General features: G+C 72.2%; 19 protein-coding genes. 12 read left to right on the top strand and 7 right to left on the bottom strand.

Annotated features, from left to right (window positions below; all coding sequences use genetic code 11):
• Positions 1–181: 181 nt before the first annotated feature.
• A complete protein-coding gene (locus ACIOD1_RS20280) occupies positions 182–1,120 on the top strand; it encodes a Gfo/Idh/MocA family oxidoreductase (RefSeq protein WP_365614994.1) in 939 nt (312 codons plus the stop codon).
• A gap of 2 nt (positions 1,121–1,122) precedes the next feature.
• Here ACIOD1_RS20280 and ACIOD1_RS20275 read toward each other — a convergent pair whose 3' ends face one another.
• On the bottom strand, positions 1,123–1,569 hold the full coding sequence (locus tag ACIOD1_RS20275; RefSeq protein WP_401903701.1) for a hypothetical protein: 447 nt from the start codon (positions 1,567–1,569) through the stop codon (positions 1,123–1,125).
• A gap of 1,294 nt (positions 1,570–2,863) precedes the next feature.
• Positions 2,864–3,235, bottom strand: a complete 372-nt coding sequence (locus ACIOD1_RS20270) for an ArsC/Spx/MgsR family protein (RefSeq protein ID WP_401903698.1) — start codon at positions 3,233–3,235, stop codon at positions 2,864–2,866.
• Positions 3,236–3,341: 106 nt separating this feature from the next.
• On the opposite strand from ACIOD1_RS20270, the gene ACIOD1_RS20265 reads away from it, so the two are divergent.
• On the top strand, positions 3,342–3,596 hold the full coding sequence (locus ACIOD1_RS20265) for a hypothetical protein (protein ID WP_365613837.1): 255 nt from the start codon (positions 3,342–3,344) through the stop codon (positions 3,594–3,596).
• Between the two features lie 71 nt (positions 3,597–3,667).
• Here ACIOD1_RS20265 and ACIOD1_RS20260 read toward each other — a convergent pair whose 3' ends face one another.
• The gene (locus ACIOD1_RS20260; RefSeq protein ID WP_401903695.1) at positions 3,668–3,904 is read right to left on the bottom strand and encodes a hypothetical protein; all 237 of its coding nucleotides are present in this window, start codon (positions 3,902–3,904) and stop codon (positions 3,668–3,670) included.
• Between the two features lie 144 nt (positions 3,905–4,048).
• Positions 4,049–5,146 (bottom strand): PP2C family protein-serine/threonine phosphatase, encoded by a 1,098-nt coding sequence (locus tag ACIOD1_RS20255; protein ID WP_401903693.1) that lies wholly within the window; start codon positions 5,144–5,146, stop codon positions 4,049–4,051.
• 76 nt (positions 5,147–5,222) lie between these two features.
• Between ACIOD1_RS20255 and ACIOD1_RS20250 the strand changes: the two genes are divergently transcribed.
• The 3 genes from ACIOD1_RS20250 to ACIOD1_RS20240 all read left to right on the top strand — a co-directional run bounded on the left by ACIOD1_RS20250 (position 5,223) and on the right by ACIOD1_RS20240 (position 8,382).
• A complete protein-coding gene (locus tag ACIOD1_RS20250; RefSeq protein ID WP_365613828.1) occupies positions 5,223–5,912 on the top strand; it encodes a VIT family protein in 690 nt (229 codons plus the stop codon).
• Positions 5,913–6,028: 116 nt separating this feature from the next.
• Positions 6,029–6,919: a TIGR01777 family oxidoreductase gene (locus ACIOD1_RS20245; RefSeq protein WP_401903690.1), complete on the top strand. Its 891-nt coding sequence runs from the start codon at positions 6,029–6,031 to the stop codon at positions 6,917–6,919.
• Between the two features lie 188 nt (positions 6,920–7,107).
• A complete protein-coding gene (locus tag ACIOD1_RS20240; RefSeq protein ID WP_365613825.1) occupies positions 7,108–8,382 on the top strand; it encodes an FAD-dependent oxidoreductase in 1,275 nt (424 codons plus the stop codon).
• A gap of 80 nt (positions 8,383–8,462) precedes the next feature.
• Here ACIOD1_RS20240 and ACIOD1_RS20235 read toward each other — a convergent pair whose 3' ends face one another.
• A complete protein-coding gene (locus ACIOD1_RS20235) occupies positions 8,463–9,902 on the bottom strand; it encodes a regulator (protein WP_365613822.1) in 1,440 nt (479 codons plus the stop codon).
• Between the two features lie 173 nt (positions 9,903–10,075).
• Here ACIOD1_RS20235 and ACIOD1_RS20230 point away from each other — a divergent pair, with 173 nt between their 5' ends.
• The 5 genes from ACIOD1_RS20230 (at position 10,076) to ACIOD1_RS20210 (ending at position 13,451) form a co-directional block, all read left to right on the top strand.
• Positions 10,076–10,348: a hypothetical protein gene (locus ACIOD1_RS20230; RefSeq protein WP_365613820.1), complete on the top strand. Its 273-nt coding sequence runs from the start codon at positions 10,076–10,078 to the stop codon at positions 10,346–10,348.
• A gap of 86 nt (positions 10,349–10,434) precedes the next feature.
• A complete protein-coding gene (lipB, locus tag ACIOD1_RS20225) occupies positions 10,435–11,232 on the top strand; it encodes a lipoyl(octanoyl) transferase LipB (protein ID WP_365613817.1) in 798 nt (265 codons plus the stop codon).
• A 111-nt stretch (positions 11,233–11,343) separates the two neighbouring features.
• Positions 11,344–12,291 (top strand): lipoyl synthase, encoded by a 948-nt coding sequence (lipA, locus tag ACIOD1_RS20220; RefSeq protein WP_365613814.1) that lies wholly within the window; start codon positions 11,344–11,346, stop codon positions 12,289–12,291.
• Between the two features lie 253 nt (positions 12,292–12,544).
• Positions 12,545–12,742, top strand: a complete 198-nt coding sequence (locus ACIOD1_RS20215; RefSeq protein WP_365613811.1) for a hypothetical protein — start codon at positions 12,545–12,547, stop codon at positions 12,740–12,742.
• 10 nt (positions 12,743–12,752) lie between these two features.
• Entirely contained in the window at positions 12,753–13,451 is a 699-nt protein-coding gene (locus tag ACIOD1_RS20210; RefSeq protein ID WP_365613808.1) for a DUF4191 domain-containing protein, read from the top strand.
• 104 nt (positions 13,452–13,555) lie between these two features.
• Here the strand turns inward: ACIOD1_RS20210 and ACIOD1_RS20205 are convergent, their stop codons facing one another.
• Positions 13,556–14,023 carry an RDD family protein gene (locus ACIOD1_RS20205; RefSeq protein ID WP_365613805.1) on the bottom strand — a complete coding sequence of 156 codons (468 nt, stop codon included), beginning with the start codon at positions 14,021–14,023 and terminating at the stop codon, positions 13,556–13,558.
• Positions 14,024–14,209: 186 nt separating this feature from the next.
• Here ACIOD1_RS20205 and glnA point away from each other — a divergent pair, with 186 nt between their 5' ends.
• Positions 14,210–15,619, top strand: coding sequence for a type I glutamate--ammonia ligase (gene glnA, locus ACIOD1_RS20200; protein ID WP_365613802.1), 1,410 nt, complete (start codon positions 14,210–14,212; stop codon positions 15,617–15,619).
• 164 nt (positions 15,620–15,783) lie between these two features.
• Positions 15,784–16,119 (top strand): hypothetical protein, encoded by a 336-nt coding sequence (locus tag ACIOD1_RS20195; RefSeq protein ID WP_365613799.1) that lies wholly within the window; start codon positions 15,784–15,786, stop codon positions 16,117–16,119.
• Between the two features lie 46 nt (positions 16,120–16,165).
• Here ACIOD1_RS20195 and ACIOD1_RS20190 read toward each other — a convergent pair whose 3' ends face one another.
• Positions 16,166–16,822, bottom strand: a complete 657-nt coding sequence (locus ACIOD1_RS20190) for a TetR/AcrR family transcriptional regulator (RefSeq protein WP_401903684.1) — start codon at positions 16,820–16,822, stop codon at positions 16,166–16,168.
• Positions 16,823–16,884 lie beyond the last annotated feature (62 nt).

The raw sequence follows: 16,884 nt of genomic DNA, 5'->3' as shown, positions 1-16,884 counted from the left end.
GGGTGCTGCGGATCGCCATGGTGTGTGACGGCAGCGTGCCCCGCCGCGATTTCTCTTCCGTTGCCCGGGTGTGAACCCCGTGTTACCGAGATTCGCGCCCCAGGTGGGGCGGGTCGTGCGGGTCACCTGTCGGACACCCGTCCGGGTCAGGCAGACTGGGCGGGTGAGCATTTCGTACGATTTGACTTCCGCCGGCGAAGAGCCCGAAGGCCCCGCCGATCCCTCCCTACCGGCCCGCCCCCGCGTGGGACTGCTGGGCACCGGCCCCTGGGCCCGCCGCACCCACGCCCCCGCCCTCGCCGCGCACACCGGCTCCGAGTTCGCCGGAGTGTGGGGCCGCACCCCCGAAGCGGCCGCCGAACTCGCCGCAGCCCACGGCGTGAAGGTGTACGAAGACCCCGACGAGCTGTTCGCGGACTGTGACGTCGTGGCCTTCGCCCTGCCGCCCGACGTACAGGCCCCCCTCGCCGTCCGCGCGGCCGCCGCCGGATGCCACCTGCTGCTCGACAAACCCGTCGCCACCACCGCCCGGGACGCCCGCGCCGTCGCCGACGCCGCCGCACGCCACCACGTCGCCTCCGTCGTCTTCCTCACCCTCCGCTTCGCCGAGCCCACCGCCGGGTGGGTGACCGAACAGGCCGCACGCACCGGCTGGTACACCGCCTCCGCCCACTGGCTCGGCGCGGTCTTCCCGCCCGACGGCGGGCCCAGCGCCTACGCCGACTCCCCCTGGCGCAAGTCCAAGGGCGGCCTGTGGGACGTCGGCCCCCACGCCCTGTCCGTCCTGATCCCCGTCCTCGGCGAGGTCACCGCCGTCACCGCCGCCCGGGGGCCGTCCGACGTGGTCCAGCTCGCGCTGCGCCACGCCTCGGGCGCCGCCAGCACCGCCGTGCTCAGCCTGGGCGCGCCCCAGGCCGCCGCCGGAGTCGGGCTGGAGCTGCGCGGGGCCGAGGGCGTCTTCGCCCTGCCCGACTGGAGCGACGTCCCGGGCGCCTACGGGCGGGCCCTGGACGCGCTGCTCACCGCCGCCCGCACGGGCGTCCCGGATCCGCGCGGGGCGGAGTTCGGGGCCCGCCTGACGGAGATCCTGGCCGAGGCGGAGGGGCAACTGGATGGGTAGGGCTACTTGATGAGGGCGTTCGCCACGATGATGGCGAGGCCGATGGTGGCGTCGGCCAACCCGATGAGCAGCGCGGACCCGAGCCGGTAGCCCACCCAGATCGCCACGAAGGAACCCCAGGCGAAGAGCAGCGCCGTGTTCAGCCCGAGGCCGACGGCGGTGACCCCGTACGACTCCCAGTCCGCGATCCCGGCGACCAGCAGCAGGACCACGGTGGGCAGGGTGGCCGCGATCATCGGCCACTCGTTCCACAGCGACCGCCCCAACACCCGCCACCGGTGGCGCGAGCCGCCGGGGTGGTGGGTGGCCATGTGGTGGGAGTAGCCGTGCGCGAGCCCGGCCGTGGCGGCGGTGACCAGGACCCAACTGGCGTCGTAGAAGGGGGTGTACTCCCCGCCCTTCTGGTCGAGCGCGGCCAGCAGCCCACTGGCCAGCACGGTCCCGTACACCCCGCCGAACATCCAGTCGGCCGTCGCCCGAGGCGGCGGAATCGGATACCCCCCGGCGGCAGGCGGCGGAGGTGCGGGCGGCGAGGGCGTGGATGGCGGCTGCTGCTCGGCCACAAGGCTCCTTTAGTCCGGCTTTGTTCCTTTTGCACACTCCGGCCACCCTACGAGGTACGAGGTGGGGGCGAGGTGAAGGCGGGGGGCGGGGCGGGGGCTTCGGGGGAACCTCGGCGGTGTGCCGTTGACCGGTCTCTCGGATGGTTTGGGGGTTTCCCGCCAGTCCACTGTCCTTCCGTGCCGGTCCGGTCCCTCAAGGGCGCTCACTGCGTTCGCGTCGCTACGCGATTTCGCTGCGCTCCACCCTTGACCGACCGGCCCGTCCCGGAATGCCAAAGACTGTCGGGAAGCCCCCAAAAGAACGGGCTGGTCTGAACGAGGGAGGAGCGGGTCCGTCATAGGACATCGGGCGGGCGCTTCGGCGAGCACGCATGGCATCCGGGTCCCTCGCAGAACCTTTCAGGACGGTAGAGACGGCCCACGCACCAGGTCGTGCCCCCTCCCACTCGGCTTAGCGTCTGCGATCCGTCTGTGGCCGGACATAAGCCGCACCAGGCCTCTCCAGTCCCACTCGGCTCAGCGTCTGCGACCCGGATGGACTGCATGGCCCACTGACCGCACGGAATGACGAAGTCATCAACCGTGGAAGTGGAGAAGCGGTCATGGGCTGGCGACAGCCCCTGATGCGCGCTTAAAGGCCCTCACATACCCGCCACGGAAGGCCAGATGAGCAGACGGGCCGCAGACGCTAAGCCGAGCAAGAGATGAGAGGCCTCATGTGGCCTATGTCCAGCCACAGACGGATCGCAGACGCTAAGCCGAGAGAAAGTGCGTAGCGATCCGATGCGCCCTCGGTCCTGTTCGGGTGTCCTGATCAACCTGTGGTGTGGAGTGGTCCGAGTCGAGTCCTGAAAGGTTCTGCGAGGGACCCGAATGCCCGGCCTGCCGACCGAAGCGGCCGTCCCATCGCCCCTGAGAGACCCGCTCCTCGTCACTTCAGACCAGCCCGTTCTTTTGGGGCTTCCCGACAGTCTTTGGCATTCCGGGACGGGCCGGTCGGTCAAGGGTGGCCGAAGGCCATCGCGTAGCGACGCGAACGCAGTGAGCGCCCTTGAGGGACCGGACCGGCACGGAAGGACAGTGGACTGGCGGGAAACCCCCACACCATCCGAGAGCCCGCCCCCACACGCATGCCGCCGAGGTTCCCCCGCAGCCCCCGCCCCGCCCCGCCCCCCACCCCCTACCCCCGACGGGAAAGGGCCTCGTGGACGGCCTCGGGTGAGCGGGCGATGACGGCCGTGCCGTCCTCGGCGGTGATGATCGGGCGCTGGATCAGCTTCGGGTGGGCGGCCAGGTGGGCGATCCACCGTTGCCGCCCCGCCTCGGTCTCCTCGCGCGGCAGCTCCCGTACGCCGGTCTCCTTCGCGAGGGGGTCGGAGGTGCGCGTGATGTCCCACGGCTCCAGCCCGAGGCGGCCCAGCACCTCGCGGATCTCCTGTTCGGAGGGGACGTCCTCCAGGTAGCGGCGCACCGTGTACTCGGCGCCCTCCGCGTCCAGCAGGGTCAGCGCACTGCGGCACTTCGAGCAGGCGGGATTGATCCAGATCTCCATGCGCACCAGCCTAGCCAGGCGCTGCCGGCCAGCGGCTTTTGTCAGTGGGCCCCGGTAAAATCGAGGGAGAACGACAGGAAGCCAACTACCGTTTGGGAGGCTGTAGATGGCCGCTGCCGCTGTCATTGAGATGCCCAAGAGGAAGCCACTGCCGGCGGGTCTGCCGCGCGAGTGGTACGAGAGCCACAACCGCCGCCTCAAGGCGATGCGGTTGGCGATTTCCCTGCTCGACACGGGGACCTACGACGCCAAGCGCGCCACCAACCGCAAGATACGGACGATGGCCGTGCGGGTGGGGATCCACCGCCCGTCCAACCACACCTGCCGGATGGTGCGCACCTTCATCCGCGACAGCGAGTGACCACCGGCTGAGCGCCGGCTGAGCGTCGCCGGCTTTCAGGCCGCCCGCCGCGCCGAGGCGTCGGCGGGCGGCTACCCGGACAGGGTGCCGGTCGAGGGTTCGCCCTCCGGGCGGCCGGGGTGGGCGGGCAGGGTGACGCGGATGCTGATCGGGGTGTCGACCGGGGCTCCGGAGGGCGCTCCTTGGTCGCGGACCGGATTGCCGGCGACGACCGACCCGAGGAGCATCGCGCCGCTCAGCAGGCCGACGGCCGAGGCGCCGGCCAGGACCGCCGCGATGCGTCGGTTGTGTCGGTGCGGTGCGTGCATGGGGGCCTCGTCTCGACGGGAGTGGGTGACATCGTCGAGACAAACACGGAAAACGGGCCAAAAGGTCCGCTGTTACGGATTGATCACGCGATCAGTACGGAGCGGTCACGACGGCCGGTCACGACGGCCGGTCACGACGGCCGGTCACGACGGGACGGTCTCGGCGCACGGCGAGAGCAGCAGCAGCGCCACGTCGTCGCGCGGGCCGCCGCCCGTGAAGGCCGCCAGGTCCCGCCAGACCGCCGGGACCAGCCCCGCCGCGTCGCCGGCCAGCACCGGCACGCGGGTGGCCAGCGGGTAGAAGTGTCCGGCCGGGTCACGGGCCTCGGTGACCCCGTCCGTGTAGGCCAGCAGGCGGTCGCCCGGCCGCAGGGGCAGCTCGGTCACCGCCGGCGGGGCGTTGGGTCCGGCCAGGCCCAGCCCCAGCGGGGGGCCCGGTTCCACCTCCACCTCCGAGGCCTCGAAGTCCCGGAGCAGCAGCACCGGCGGATGCCCGCACGAGACGATCCGTACGAGGTCCAGCCCGGGCGGGAACTCCAGCAGCACCGCCGTCGCGAACAGCTCCGGGTGCGGGGTGCACTCGGCCGCCGTGTCCGAGGTGAGCCTGCGGTCGAGTCGGGCCGCGACCCCGGTCAGCTCCCCGTCGTCCAGCACCGCCTCGCGGAAGGCGCCGAGCAGCGCCACCACCGTGCCGACCGCCGCCAGGCCGTGGCCCTGGACGTCCGCGACCACGGCCCGCACCCCGTACGGCCCGGCCCGTACGTCGTACAGGTCGCCGCCGACCAGGGTGCCGCGCTGCGCTGCCCGGTAGAGCCCCGCGCAGCGCACCGGCCCCACCCGCTTCGGCACCGGCGGCAACACCGCCAGCTGGGCGGCCTCGGCGACGCTGCGGACGCTGACCAGCTGGGCGTCGCGGCGGCGGCGCACCAGCGCGATGACCACGCTGAGCAGGCCGACGGTGGCCACCGTGGCCAGGTCCGAGCCCTGGGCGTGCCCGACGCCGAGCCCCGGGAACGCCAGGAGGACCAGCACGAGCGCGGCGAAGACGGCGGTGCCGAGGGCGCCGTAGGAGAAGGCCGCCACGGCGGGGAGGGCGGCCAGGAAGAAGCCCAGCTCGATGTCGCCCGGCGTCAGCCACTGGGCGAGGCAGAGCCCCACCAGGGCCACGGCCGGCGCGAACCGGGCCCAGCGCGGTGGCGGCGCCGCGTGCAGGCTGCCCAGGTCCTCCCGTCCGCGTGTCACCCCTCCACCCTGGTACGCGCGCCCCGGCCGCGCACGCCGGGTGGCTCCGACGGGGCCCGGCCGCGACAGTGGTCCCGTGACGGATACGCGGAGCGGTGGGATCAGCACCCGGCTGAACTGGCTCCGGGCCGGGGTGCTCGGGGCCAACGACGGGATCATCTCCACGGCCGGTCTGGTGGTGGGCGTGGCCGGTGCCACCACCTCGCGCACCGCGATCCTGACGGCGGGGGTGGCCGGGCTGCTGGCGGGGGCGCTGTCGATGGCGGCGGGGGAGTACGTGTCCGTCAGCTCCCAGCGGGACTCGGAGAGGGCCTCGCTGGAGACGGAGCGGCGGGAGCTGAGGGAGGAGCCGGAGGCCGAGCTGGAGGAGCTGACGGGACTGCTGGAGGAGCGGGGGCTGAGCCGGCAGCTGGCCCGGGAGGCCGCCGAGCAGCTGACGGAGCGCGACGCGCTGCGGGCCCACGCCCGGGTGGAGCTGGGGATCAACCCCGACGAGCTGGCCAACCCGTGGCACGCGGCCTTCGCCAGCCTGATCGCCTTCACGGTGGGGGCGCTGCTGCCGCTGCCGGCGATCGTGTTGCCGGGGGCGGCGGCGCGGGTGCCGGTGACGGTGGGGGCGGTGTTGGTGGCGCTCACGCTGTGCGGGGTGCTGAGCGCGCGGCTGGGCGCGGCTCCGGCCGCGCCGGCGGTACGCCGCAACGTGCTCGGCGGCGCGCTGGCGATGGCGGTCACCTACGCGGTGGGCAGCCTGCTCGGTACGTTTTGACGGGACCGGCCGGGATCGAGGTGGGCCCCGTCCGGTCCGAGGTGGGACCGGCTCGGTCCGGGCAGGTCCGTTGAGTCGGCCGGGGTCCCGGGGGGTGGCGGGGCAGACTGGGGGCCATGCGTATCGCCCTCACCGGATCCTCCGGACTCATCGGCAAGGCCCTCGCGCGCTCCCTCCGGGCCGACGGCCACGACCTCGTCCGGTTCGTGCGCCGCGAGCCCACCCGGGCGGGGGAGGTGCGGTGGGATCCGGCGGCCGGGTACGTGGACCCGTCCGGGCTGCGCGGCTGTGACGCCGTCGTGCACCTCGCCGGGGCGGGCGTGGGCGACCACCGCTGGACGGACGCCTACAAGCGGGAGATCCGCGACAGCCGGGTGCTCGGGACCGCCGCCGTGGCCCGGGCGATGGCGGCCCTGGACACCCCGCCGCCCGTGCTGGTCTCCGGTTCGGCCGTCGGCTACTACGGCGACACGGGCTCCCGCGCCGTCGACGAGGACGCCCCCGCCGGAACGGGCTTCCTGCCCTCCGTCACCGTGGAGTGGGAGGCCGCCGCCGCCCCGGCCCGGGAGGCCGGGATCCGGACGGTGTTCGCCCGTACCGGGTTGGTGGTCGCCGGCGCGGGCGGGGCCTGGGCCAAGCTGTTCCCGATCTTCAAGGCCGGCCTCGGCGGTCGGCTCGGCAGCGGCGACCAGTACTGGTCGTACATCTCGCTGGAAGACGAGGTCGCCGCCCTGCGCCACCTCATCGTCACCCCCTCCCTCTCCGGCCCCGTGAACCTCACCGCGCCCGAGCCCCTGACCAACCGTGAGGTGACCGAGGCCATGGGCCGCGTCCTGCGTCGTCCGACCGTCTTCGCCGTCCCCGCGCCGGTGATGCGCCTCGCGCTCGGGGAGTTCGCCGAGGACGTGCTGGGCAGTCAGCGGGTGCTGCCCGCCCGCCTGTCGGCGTCCGGGTTCGTCTTCCGCCACCCCGGCATCGAGGAGTCGATCAGGGCGGCCCTGGCCTGAGCGGCGCCGGGCCGCGGCGGAGGCGCTGCACAGGCGCACCGGCTGACCATGTGCGACCGTATGTGACCCGGATGCGACCGTCGTGCGACCGGAGTTGTGCGCAATCCCCGGCCGGACCGGGGTTCTCCTTGAGCCCGTTGAGGGAAGGAGGAACCCCACATCGCCGCGCCGACCTCGGGGAGGGGCACGTGCTCAGCAGCACACACCATGCCGCGCACCATGCGGACGTCGTCATCGTAGGAGCCGGAGTCTCAGGACTCGCGGCCGCACACCACCTGATCGCGGCGGGGGTCACGGTCACCGTCCTGGAGGCCGCCGACGATCCCGGCGGCCGGATGGCCACCGCGTCGACCGACGGCTTCCGGCTCGACCGGGTCGGCCAGCTCCTCAGCACCGCGTACACCGAACCGGCCCGCACCCCCGGCCTGTCGGGGCTCGTCCTGCGCCCCTTCGCCGCCGGCGTCCTGGTGCAGGGCGCCGACGGCCGCCGCCAGCGGGCCGGGGCCCGCACCCCCGCCCGCGCCCTGGCCGGCGGCTCGCTCGACCAGGCCCGACTCAGCGCCGCCCTCGGCCGGCTCGCCGCCCTGCCGCGGGACCGGATCCTGGCCCGGCCCGAACGCACCGCCCTCGCCGCCCTGCGCTCGCGCGGGCTGCCTCCGCGCACCGTCAACGGGGTCCTGCGCCCCCTGCTCTCCGCCCTGCTCCGCGACCCGGACCTGACCACCTCCAGCCGGGTCGCCGACCTCGCCCTGCGCACCTTCGCCCGGGGCCGGTTCGCCGTGCCCGAGGGCGGCGCGGCCACCCTGCCCGACCTGCTCGCGGCCGGACTGCCGGCCGGCACCGTACGCACCGGGGTCCGCGTCCGGTCGGTGGCCACCAACCTGGTGACCACCGAGGCCCACGGCGACTTCCGCTGCCGCTCGGTGCTCCTGGCCACCGGCGCCCGCGCCGCCGCCGACCTCCTGCCCGGGCTGCGCGTACCCGCCTTCCACGAGGTCACCGTCATCCACCACGCGACCCCCGGGCCCCTGCCCTGGGACGGTTCGCTGCTCCTGGACGGCGACCCGAAGTGGCCCCTCGCGCACACCACCGTCATGAGCGCCGTCGACCCCACCCGGGCCCCGGCCGGCCGGAGCCTGGTCACCACCACCGTGCACGGCCCACCCCCGCCCGCCCGGACGGTCGCCGCCCGCCTGGCCCGGCTCTACGAGACCTCGACCCGGGACTGGGACCTCCTGGCCGTCCACCACACCCCTGAGGCCGTCCCGGCGATGCCCCCGCCGCACGACCTGCGGCGCCCGGTCCGGCTCCTGGCGGGGCTCTACGTGTGTGGCGACCACCGCGACTCCAACACCGTCGAGGGCGCCCTGCACTCGGCCCGCCGGGCCGCCACGGCCCTGCTGCGCGACTTCGGTGTCCCGCTGCCGGCCGCCCCGGAACCGGCCCTCCCGGTGGCGGCCTGAGATCGACCCGCGACGCGAAGGCCCGACCCCCTCGGGGGCCGGGCCTTCGCCACACCGTCCCGGACACGGCCGGGGTCCCCTCAGGACAGCGCCGCCACCCGGTCCCGGTACGTCCGCACCGCCGACGCGTCCCGGTAGGGCTCCAGGCGCCGCTCGAAGTCCCGTACGTACTCCACCGCGCGCACCGACCGCATCTCCATCGCCTGCTGCGCCGCCTCCGCCCCCAGCGCGCACGCCTGGTCCAGCTCGCCCAGCCCCAGCCGCGCCGTCGCCAGCACCACCCGGCAGAACAGCCGCGAGCGCGCGTACCCGGGCGCCCGCAGCTGGAGCGAGCGCTCCGCGTGCTGCGCCGAGGCCCGGTACTGCTGGAGGTCCCGGTGGCAGTGCCCGAACTCGTCCGCGAGCTGCGCCTCGTCGAAGGCCCGCGCCCAGTGCGGCACGTCGTCGCCCGGCCGGGCCGCGCCCAGCGCCCGCTCGGCCCGGACCAACGAGGCCGTCGCCGCCCGGACCTCGCCGAGGACCGCGTGCCCGCGCGCCTCGGCGGAGTGCAGCAGGGCCTGCACCACCGGCGGCGGGCCCGAGCCCACGCCCTGCTGGGCCACCCGGGCCAGCTGCACCGCCTCCCGGCCGTGCCCGAGGTAGACCGCCTGGCGGCTCATGGTGACCAGGACGTAGGACCCGTAGGGCCGGTCCCCGGCGGCCTGGGACAGCCGCAGCGCCTGGACGAAGTACCGCTGGGCCAGCCCGTGCGCGGCGATGTCGTACGAGGTCCAGCCCGCGAGCCGGGTCAGGTCGGCGGCGGCGGAGAACAGCCGCCGCCCGGTGGTCTCCCCGTAGGTGCCGCGCAGCATCGGCTCGGCCTCGTGCTCCAGGTAGCGCACCAGGGCCTGGCGGGCGTGGCCGCCGCCGTAGGCGTGGTCCAGGGTCCGGAACAGGTCGCCGACGGAGCGCAGCGCCGCGATGTCCCCGCCGGTGACCCGCTGGCCGGGACCCCGGTCGATCTGGCGCTGCCTGGGCACCGTGGCCCGGCCCTGCGGCGGGACCCGGGCCGCGGCGGGGTCGGCGCCGCGGCCCACGCGCTCGTCGGCCCGGCCGATGAGCCAGTCCCGGCTGGGCACCACCAGCCCGGCCGGGGTGAAGGCGATCTTGCGCAGTTCGGCGTGCGAGCCGGAGTCCTTGCGCCACAGCCCGCTCGCGATGTCCACGGCCTCCTCGGGGGTGGCGGCGAACTCCAGCCCCGCGTACACGGGCGCGCAGGCGTCCAGTCCGAGGTCCTGGGCCGACAGGCGCCGCCCGAGGCGCCGGGTGAAGACCTCCGCGATCAGCGCGGGGGTGGTGCCGCGGGGTTGCTGGCCGCGCAGCCACCGGGTCACGGAGGTCTTGTCGTACCGCAGGTCCAGACCGTGCTCCAGCCCGAGCTGGTCGACGCGGCGGGCGAGCCCGGCGTTGGAGAACCCGGCTTCCGCGATCAGTGCCGCGAGCTGCCGGTTGGGGACGCGCTGGGCAGGTCGTTCCGTCATCGTCTCCACGGTTTCCTGGCGTGAAAGACCGGGGTTCCGGCCCTCTGAACGGCGTGAATGTAGCGGCCAACTCCCCCCGGACCGCCCTCTCTGCCCCACATTCATCCGATCGTGTGCAGAATGCGTAGGACTCTTTACGGACCGACCCGGTCCGCCCGCGTACGCTGCGCCCCATGACCCAGCGGACCCACGGGGCACATTCCCCCGACACGTTCACGGAGTCCACCGCCCCGCTCCCCGCCCCCGAGCTGACCGAGGCGGAGTGCCGCCGGTGCGGCACCTACATCGCGGGCCTCGACGGGCGGTACGCGTGCGGGGTGTGCGGCTGGGTCAACGACCACTCGGAGGGCCACCGCAGGCTGCCCCGGGCCGACGAGGACCCCGACAGGCCGCCCCGGGGACGCCGGCTCCGCCCGCTGCCGCCGGGTCCCCGACCGGACGCCTGAGGGCAGCGCGGGGGGCGGGAGCGTGCCGCCGTACCCTTGCCGGGTGCGATACGTGCACACAGCAGGTTCAACGAGGAGGCGCTGCGGTGACTGAGCTTCGGTTTGTCCATCTGGGCTTCGGGCCGCAATCCGTCGAGTACACCGAGGCCTGGCAGGAGCAGCGCCGCGTGCACGCCGCCCGCTTCGCCGACGAGGTCGAGGACACCTGCCTGCTGCTGGAGCACCTCCCCGTCTACACCGCCGGCCGACGCACCGATCCCGCCGAGCGCCCCCTCGACGGGACCCCGGTCGTGGACGTGGACCGCGGCGGCAAGATCACCTGGCACGGTCCGGGTCAGCTGGTCGGCTACCCGATCATGAAGCTGCCCCGCCCGGTGGACGTGGTCGCCCACGTGCGCCGCCTGGAGGAGGCCCTCATCCGCACCGCCGCCGAGTTCGGCCTGGAGACCACCCGGATCGAGGGCCGCAGCGGAGTCTGGGTGCTCGGGGACCCCGTGGAGGAGCGCCCGAGGATCGGCGGCCTCTCGCTGGACTTCGACCCCCGTCTGCAGGACGAGGAGTTCGACCCCCGCCTGAACGGCCCCGAGTACGCGCCCTCCAACGCCGGCCAGCGCCGCGAGGACCGCAAGCTCGCCGCCATCGGCATCCGTGTCGCCAAGGGCGTCACCATGCACGGTTTCGCGATCAACGTGAACCCGGACAGCACCTGGTTCGACCGGATCATCCCCTGCGGCATCCGCGACGCCGGTGTGACCTCGCTCTCCTACGAGCTGGGCCGTGACGTCACCGTCGCCGAGGTGCTGCCGGTCGTCGAGCGCCACCTGAAGGACGTGCTGGAGCAGGCCGAACCGAAGCCGCGGGAGGTCGAGCCCGCCACGGGCTGACCCGCGCGGGGAATGGGCGCCGGCGTCCACCGGTTGGCCGACGTAAGAACGTATGAAATTACGGGCGTACCCTGGTGGGCGCCGAAGAATCGAAGTCACAGGGAGCCGGTCGTGTCCGCAGTCGCACCCGACGGACGCAAGATGCTGCGCCTCGAGGTCCGTAACGCCCAGACCCCCATCGAGCGCAAGCCCGAGTGGATCAAGACCCGGGCGAAGATGGGCCCCGAGTACACCAAGATGCAGGCCCTGGTGAAGGGCGAAGGACTGCACACGGTGTGCCAGGAAGCCGGTTGTCCGAACATCTACGAATGCTGGGAAGACCGCGAGGCCACTTTCCTCATCGGCGGCGACCAGTGCACCCGGCGCTGCGACTTCTGCCAGATCGACACGGGCAAGCCCGAGGCCCTGGACCGTGACGAGCCGCGTCGTGTCGGCGAGTCCGTGGTCACCATGGACCTGAACTACGCCACGATCACCGGCGTCGCCCGCGACGACCTGCCCGACGGCGGCGCGTGGCTGTACGCGGAGACCGTGCGCCAGATCCACCAGCAGACGGCGGGCCGCGAGTCCGGCCAGACCAAGGTCGAGCTGCTGGCCCCCGACTTCAACGCGGTGCCGGAGCTGCTGGAGGAGGTCTTCGCCTCCCGCCCCGAGGTCTTCGCGCACAACGTCGAGACCGTGCCCCGCATCTTCAAGCGGATCCGCCCGGGCTTCCGCTACGAGCGCTCGCTCGACGTGATCACCAAGGCGCGCGAGTACGGCCTGATCACCAAGTCGAACCTGATCCTCGGCATGGGCGAGGAGCGCGAAGAGGTCAGCGAGGCGCTGCGCGACCTGCACGCGGCCGGCTGCGAGCTCATCACCATCACCCAGTACCTGCGCCCCTCGCCGCGCCACCACCCCGTCGAGCGTTGGGTGAAGCCGGCCGAGTTCGTCGAGCTGGCCAAGGAGGCCGAGGACATCGGTTTCTCCGGCGTGATGTCCGGCCCGCTGGTCCGGTCCTCCTACCGGGCCGGTCGCCTCTACACCCAGGCGATGGAGAAGCGCGCGTCGGTCTGAGCCGGCGCGGTGCGGTGCGACACGGTGTGACGCGGGCAACCGGGTGGACCGTGTGAACTCACGCACACATGCTTACCAAGCGGTAACACCGCAGTGACGCGGCCCCTACGCTCTTTCGAGGAGAGCGTGGGGGCCGCGTCAATATTTCATCACGTTTGACCGGCCGGTCATGCCCTGGTAACACCAGTCAGTGACGCTGGGTCCACGCACCGCACACAAAAAACGAGCGAGCTCCGAGAGAGGGACCGACATCATGCAGGCCGCGCCCGTCCGCGCCATCGCCATCCCGTCCTTCGCGGAAGCCTTCCGCGGCATCGAATCCCTGCTCATGAGCGGTGCCCGTCGCAACGCCTGGACGGCCGTCCTGGAGGACCGCCGCAGGGCCATGGACCGGGACGAAACCGAACACGTACTTGAGGCCGCGGCGACCCGGACCTCGCAAGCCACGTAAACTTCGCTGTATGGCGAGGAAGTCAAACGCAGAGACTGCTGCGAACCCAGGGCGACTGAAGCAGATCGCCCTCACGTACAAGATGACGCGCAAGGCCGACCCGAAGGTCGGTCTGATCGTCGCGGGCGTGGGAATCGTCACCTTCGGTGTCTTTCTCGCGGTCGGCTTCCTGATCGGCCACCCGGTCTACCTGGGCATCCTGGGCTTCCTGGTGGCGTTCCTCGCGATGGCGATCGTCTTCGGACGACGGGCCGAGCGGGCTGCCTTCGGGCAGATGGAAGGACAGCCGGGCGCTGCCGCGGCCGTACTGGACAACGTGGGACGGGGCTGGTCCACCACCCCGGCCGTCGCGATGAACCGGAACCAGGACATCGTCCACCGGGCCGTCGGCAAGGCGGGCGTCGTCCTGATCGCGGAGGGCAACCCGAACCGGGTGAAGACCCTGCTCGGGGCCGAGAAGAAGAAGCTGGCGCGGATCATGCCCGAGATCCCGGTCCACGACTTCATCGTGGGCACCGGCGAGGGCGAGGTGCCGCTCAAGAAGGTCCGTACGACGCTGCTGAAGCTGCCGCGCGTGCTGTCCGGCCCGCAGATCACGCAGGTCAACGACAAGCTCCGGGCCATGGGCGACCTCATGAGCAACATGCCGGTCCCGAAGGGCCCGATGCCCAAGGGGATGCGGATGCCGCGCGGCGGAAAGATGCGCTGACCCGCTCTTCGTATACACACACGAACCACCACAGGGGCGCCCCCGAGCCGAACGGCCACGGGGGCGCCCCTGTGTGTACGCGGGGGGAGCGGGAAAGGGACCGGTCAGATCCGGACCTGGACGGCCTTCGCCAGCCGGTCGTGGAGACCGCGCCCGTCCCGGTCCCAGATCAGCGCCGGGATCACGAGCGCCAGCAGCAGGGTGCGGAGCACCACGCGGGGGATCCCGAGCCGCCCGCCGTCCTGCGACATCACCCGGAGGCCGAGCATCCGCTTGCCGGGGGTGAATCCCACGGTGCTCACGGTCAGGAGGGTCAGGGCGACGAAGAGCGCCAGAGTCCAGTTGGCCGTACCGTTCATGTCGCCGTGGGTGATCAGCCCGTATGCGATGAGCTGACAGCCGACCCAGTCGATGGCGACGGCCACGAGCCGGCGTCCGAAGCGGGCCACCGAGCCCGGCCCGGACTGGGGGAGACCCAGTTGCTGCCCCGGATAGCCGAAGTCGACGCCCATCTCCTCGGCGGTGGCGCGGGGGCCGGAGAGCCAGGATCCGATTGCTTGCCTGTTGTCCACTCCACCACGGTACCGGTGGCGCCTCGACGCCCTCGGGCCGGACCCTGGTTAACTTGTGCGAAACAAATGGGTCATGCTTGGGAAATCCCGTCTGCTTATGGTCGGGTCAGCGTGCGACACCGCACTGACGCACCACGAGCTAAAAAAACCCGTCCCTGCCCCGGGGCCGGGAGTAGGAGGAGTTGGATGTTCCAGAACGCCGACGAAGTGAAGCAGTACATCGAGGAGAACGACGTCAAGTTCGTCGACGTCCGCTTCTGCGACCTGCCTGGTGTGATGCAGCACTTCACCATCCCGGGGCGCGCGTTCGACCCGAACGAGGAGCTGGCCTTCGACGGCTCCTCGATCCGCGGCTTCCAGGCGATCCACGAGTCCGACATGGCGCTGCGTGCCGACATCAGCACCGCGCGTCTGGACCCGTTCCGCAAGGACAAGACGCTCAACATCAACTTCTTCATCCACGACCCGATCACGGGTGAGGCCTACAGCCGCGACCCGCGCAACATCGCGAAGAAGGCCGAGGCGTACCTCGCCTCCACCGGCATCGCCGACACCGCGTTCTTCGGCCCCGAGGCCGAGTTCTACGTGTTCGACAGCGTGCGCTTCGCGACGACCGCGAACGAGAGCTTCTACCACATCGACTCCGAGGCCGGCGCCTGGAACACCGGCTCCGAGGACAACAACCGTGGTTACAAGGTCCGCTACAAGGGTGGTTACTTCCCCGTAGCCCCGGTCGACCACTTCGCGGACCTGCGCGCCGAGATCTCCCTGGAGCTCGACGCCCAGGGCCTCCAGGTCGAGCGCCAGCACCACGAGGTCGGCACCGGCGGCCAGGCCGAGATCAACTACAAGTTCAACACGCTGCTCGCCGCGGCCGACGACCTGATGCTCTTCAAGTACATCGTGAAGAACGTCGCCTGGCGCAACGGCAAGACCGCGACCTTCATGCCGAAGCCGATCTTCGGCGACAACGGCTCGGGCATGCACGTGCACCAGTCGCTGTGGGCGAACGGCGACCCGCTGTTCTACGACGAGACCGGCTACGCGGGTCTGTCGGACATGGCGCGCTACTACATCGGCGGCATCCTCAAGCACGCCCCGTCGCTGCTGGCGTTCACCAACCCCACGGTGAACTCCTACCACCGCCTGGTGCCGGGCTTCGAGGCGCCGGTCAACATGGTGTACTCGCAGCGCAACCGCTCCGCCGCCATGCGCATCCCGATCACGGGCTCGAACCCGAAGGCCAAGCGCGTCGAGTTCCGCGCGCCGGACCCGTCCTCGAACCCGTACCTCGCCTTCGCGGCGCTGCTGCTCGCGGGCCTCGACGGCGTCAAGAACAAGATCGAGCCGATGGAGCCGATCGACAAGGACCTCTACGAGCTCTCGCCCGACGAGCACGCGAGCGTCCCGCAGGTCCCGACCAGCCTTGAGGACGTCCTCAAGGCCCTGGAGGAGGACCACGAGTACCTCCTGGCCGGCGGTGTCTTCACCCCCGACCTCATCGAGACCTGGATCGACTACAAGCGCACGCACGAGATCGCCCCGATCGCGCTGCGTCCGCACCCGCACGAGTTCGAGCTGTACTTCGACCTCTAGGCCTCGGCCTCGCGAAAAATTGCTCCATGCCTGGTGAAGGCCCCCCGCAGCACTCTTCGGAGTGCTGCGGGGGGCCTTTTGCCTTTGACAGGTGGCCCGGGCCGGGCGAGGGTTGAATTGACCTAAACGCCACATAAGCGACATACGTTCGGAGGTGCATGAAGATGCGCCGTAGGATCGTCGGAGCAGTCATCGCCGGTGCCGCCGGCCTCACCCTCGCCCTGCTGCCGGTCGGCAGCGCGTCCGCCCACGACGGCGGCGGCTGGGGCGGATCGAACCATTCCCGCTGGTCGGACTCCCGCTGGGACGACGACGACTGCGGGAACGGCAACAACGACGACTGGGGCCACAACGGCTGGGGCCACGACAGCAACTGGGGCCACAACAACTGGGGCCACGACAGCAACTGGCGTGACAGCAACCGGCACGACTCGAACTGGCGCGACTCCAACTGGGACAACGCCAGTTGGAACCACAGTGACCGGGGCTACTGGCGCTGATCCCGCGCACCCCGCCCTCCGGGGCCCGCGATGCCCCTGTTCCGCCTCAGCGGAGCAGGGGCATCGCGCCGGTCAGCTCGCGCAGGCAGCGGACCGCCAGGGCCGCCGGGGAGGAGGGGCCGCCCGACACGGGCGCGTCGCCGGCCGACCACAGCTCCAGCGCCACGCGGATCGCGTCCGTGGCCGCCGCCGCGAGCAGGCGTACGCCGATCGGGTCCGCCCCGGGGCCCGCGAGCCGTGCCACCACCGGCACCAGACGTTCCTCCGACTCCTGGTTCACCCGGTACCAGACGGCCCTGAGGGCCTCGTCCGTGGCCGCCGCCCGCAGCAGCCCCCGCGTGACCTCCAGGCCCTCCTCGACGGCCTGCGAGTCGCTCAGCGCGCGCGTCACGGCGCGCTCCAGGGCTTCCGTCAGGGGGGTGCCGGGGTCCTCCTCGGCGAGCAGGGCGCGCCAGGCGTCGCCGCCGCCCGCGAGCAGGGGGGCCACGGCCTCCTGCTTGTTGCGGAAGTAGCGGTAGAACGTGCGCAGGGCCACACCGGCGCGGTGGGCGATGTCCTCGGCGGTGGTGCCGTCGGGACCGTGCTCCGCGAAGAGTTCGCAGGCCGCGCGGGCGATGTCGATCTGGGTGGCGGCCTTGCGGCGTTCGGTCAGCGACGGGGTCCCGGGGCCGCTCTGGGGGGCGTACGGACGAGGAGATCTCACGGGTGAAGCGTACCGTCCGGCATGTCGAGCGATTGCATGCATTGACAGGGTGGCAAAACGTG

This window comes from Streptomyces sp. NPDC088097, assembly GCF_044741845.1.
Taxonomy (GTDB): Bacteria; Actinomycetota; Actinomycetes; order Streptomycetales; family Streptomycetaceae; genus Streptomyces.
This window is presented reverse-complemented; position numbering and strand designations above follow the sequence as displayed.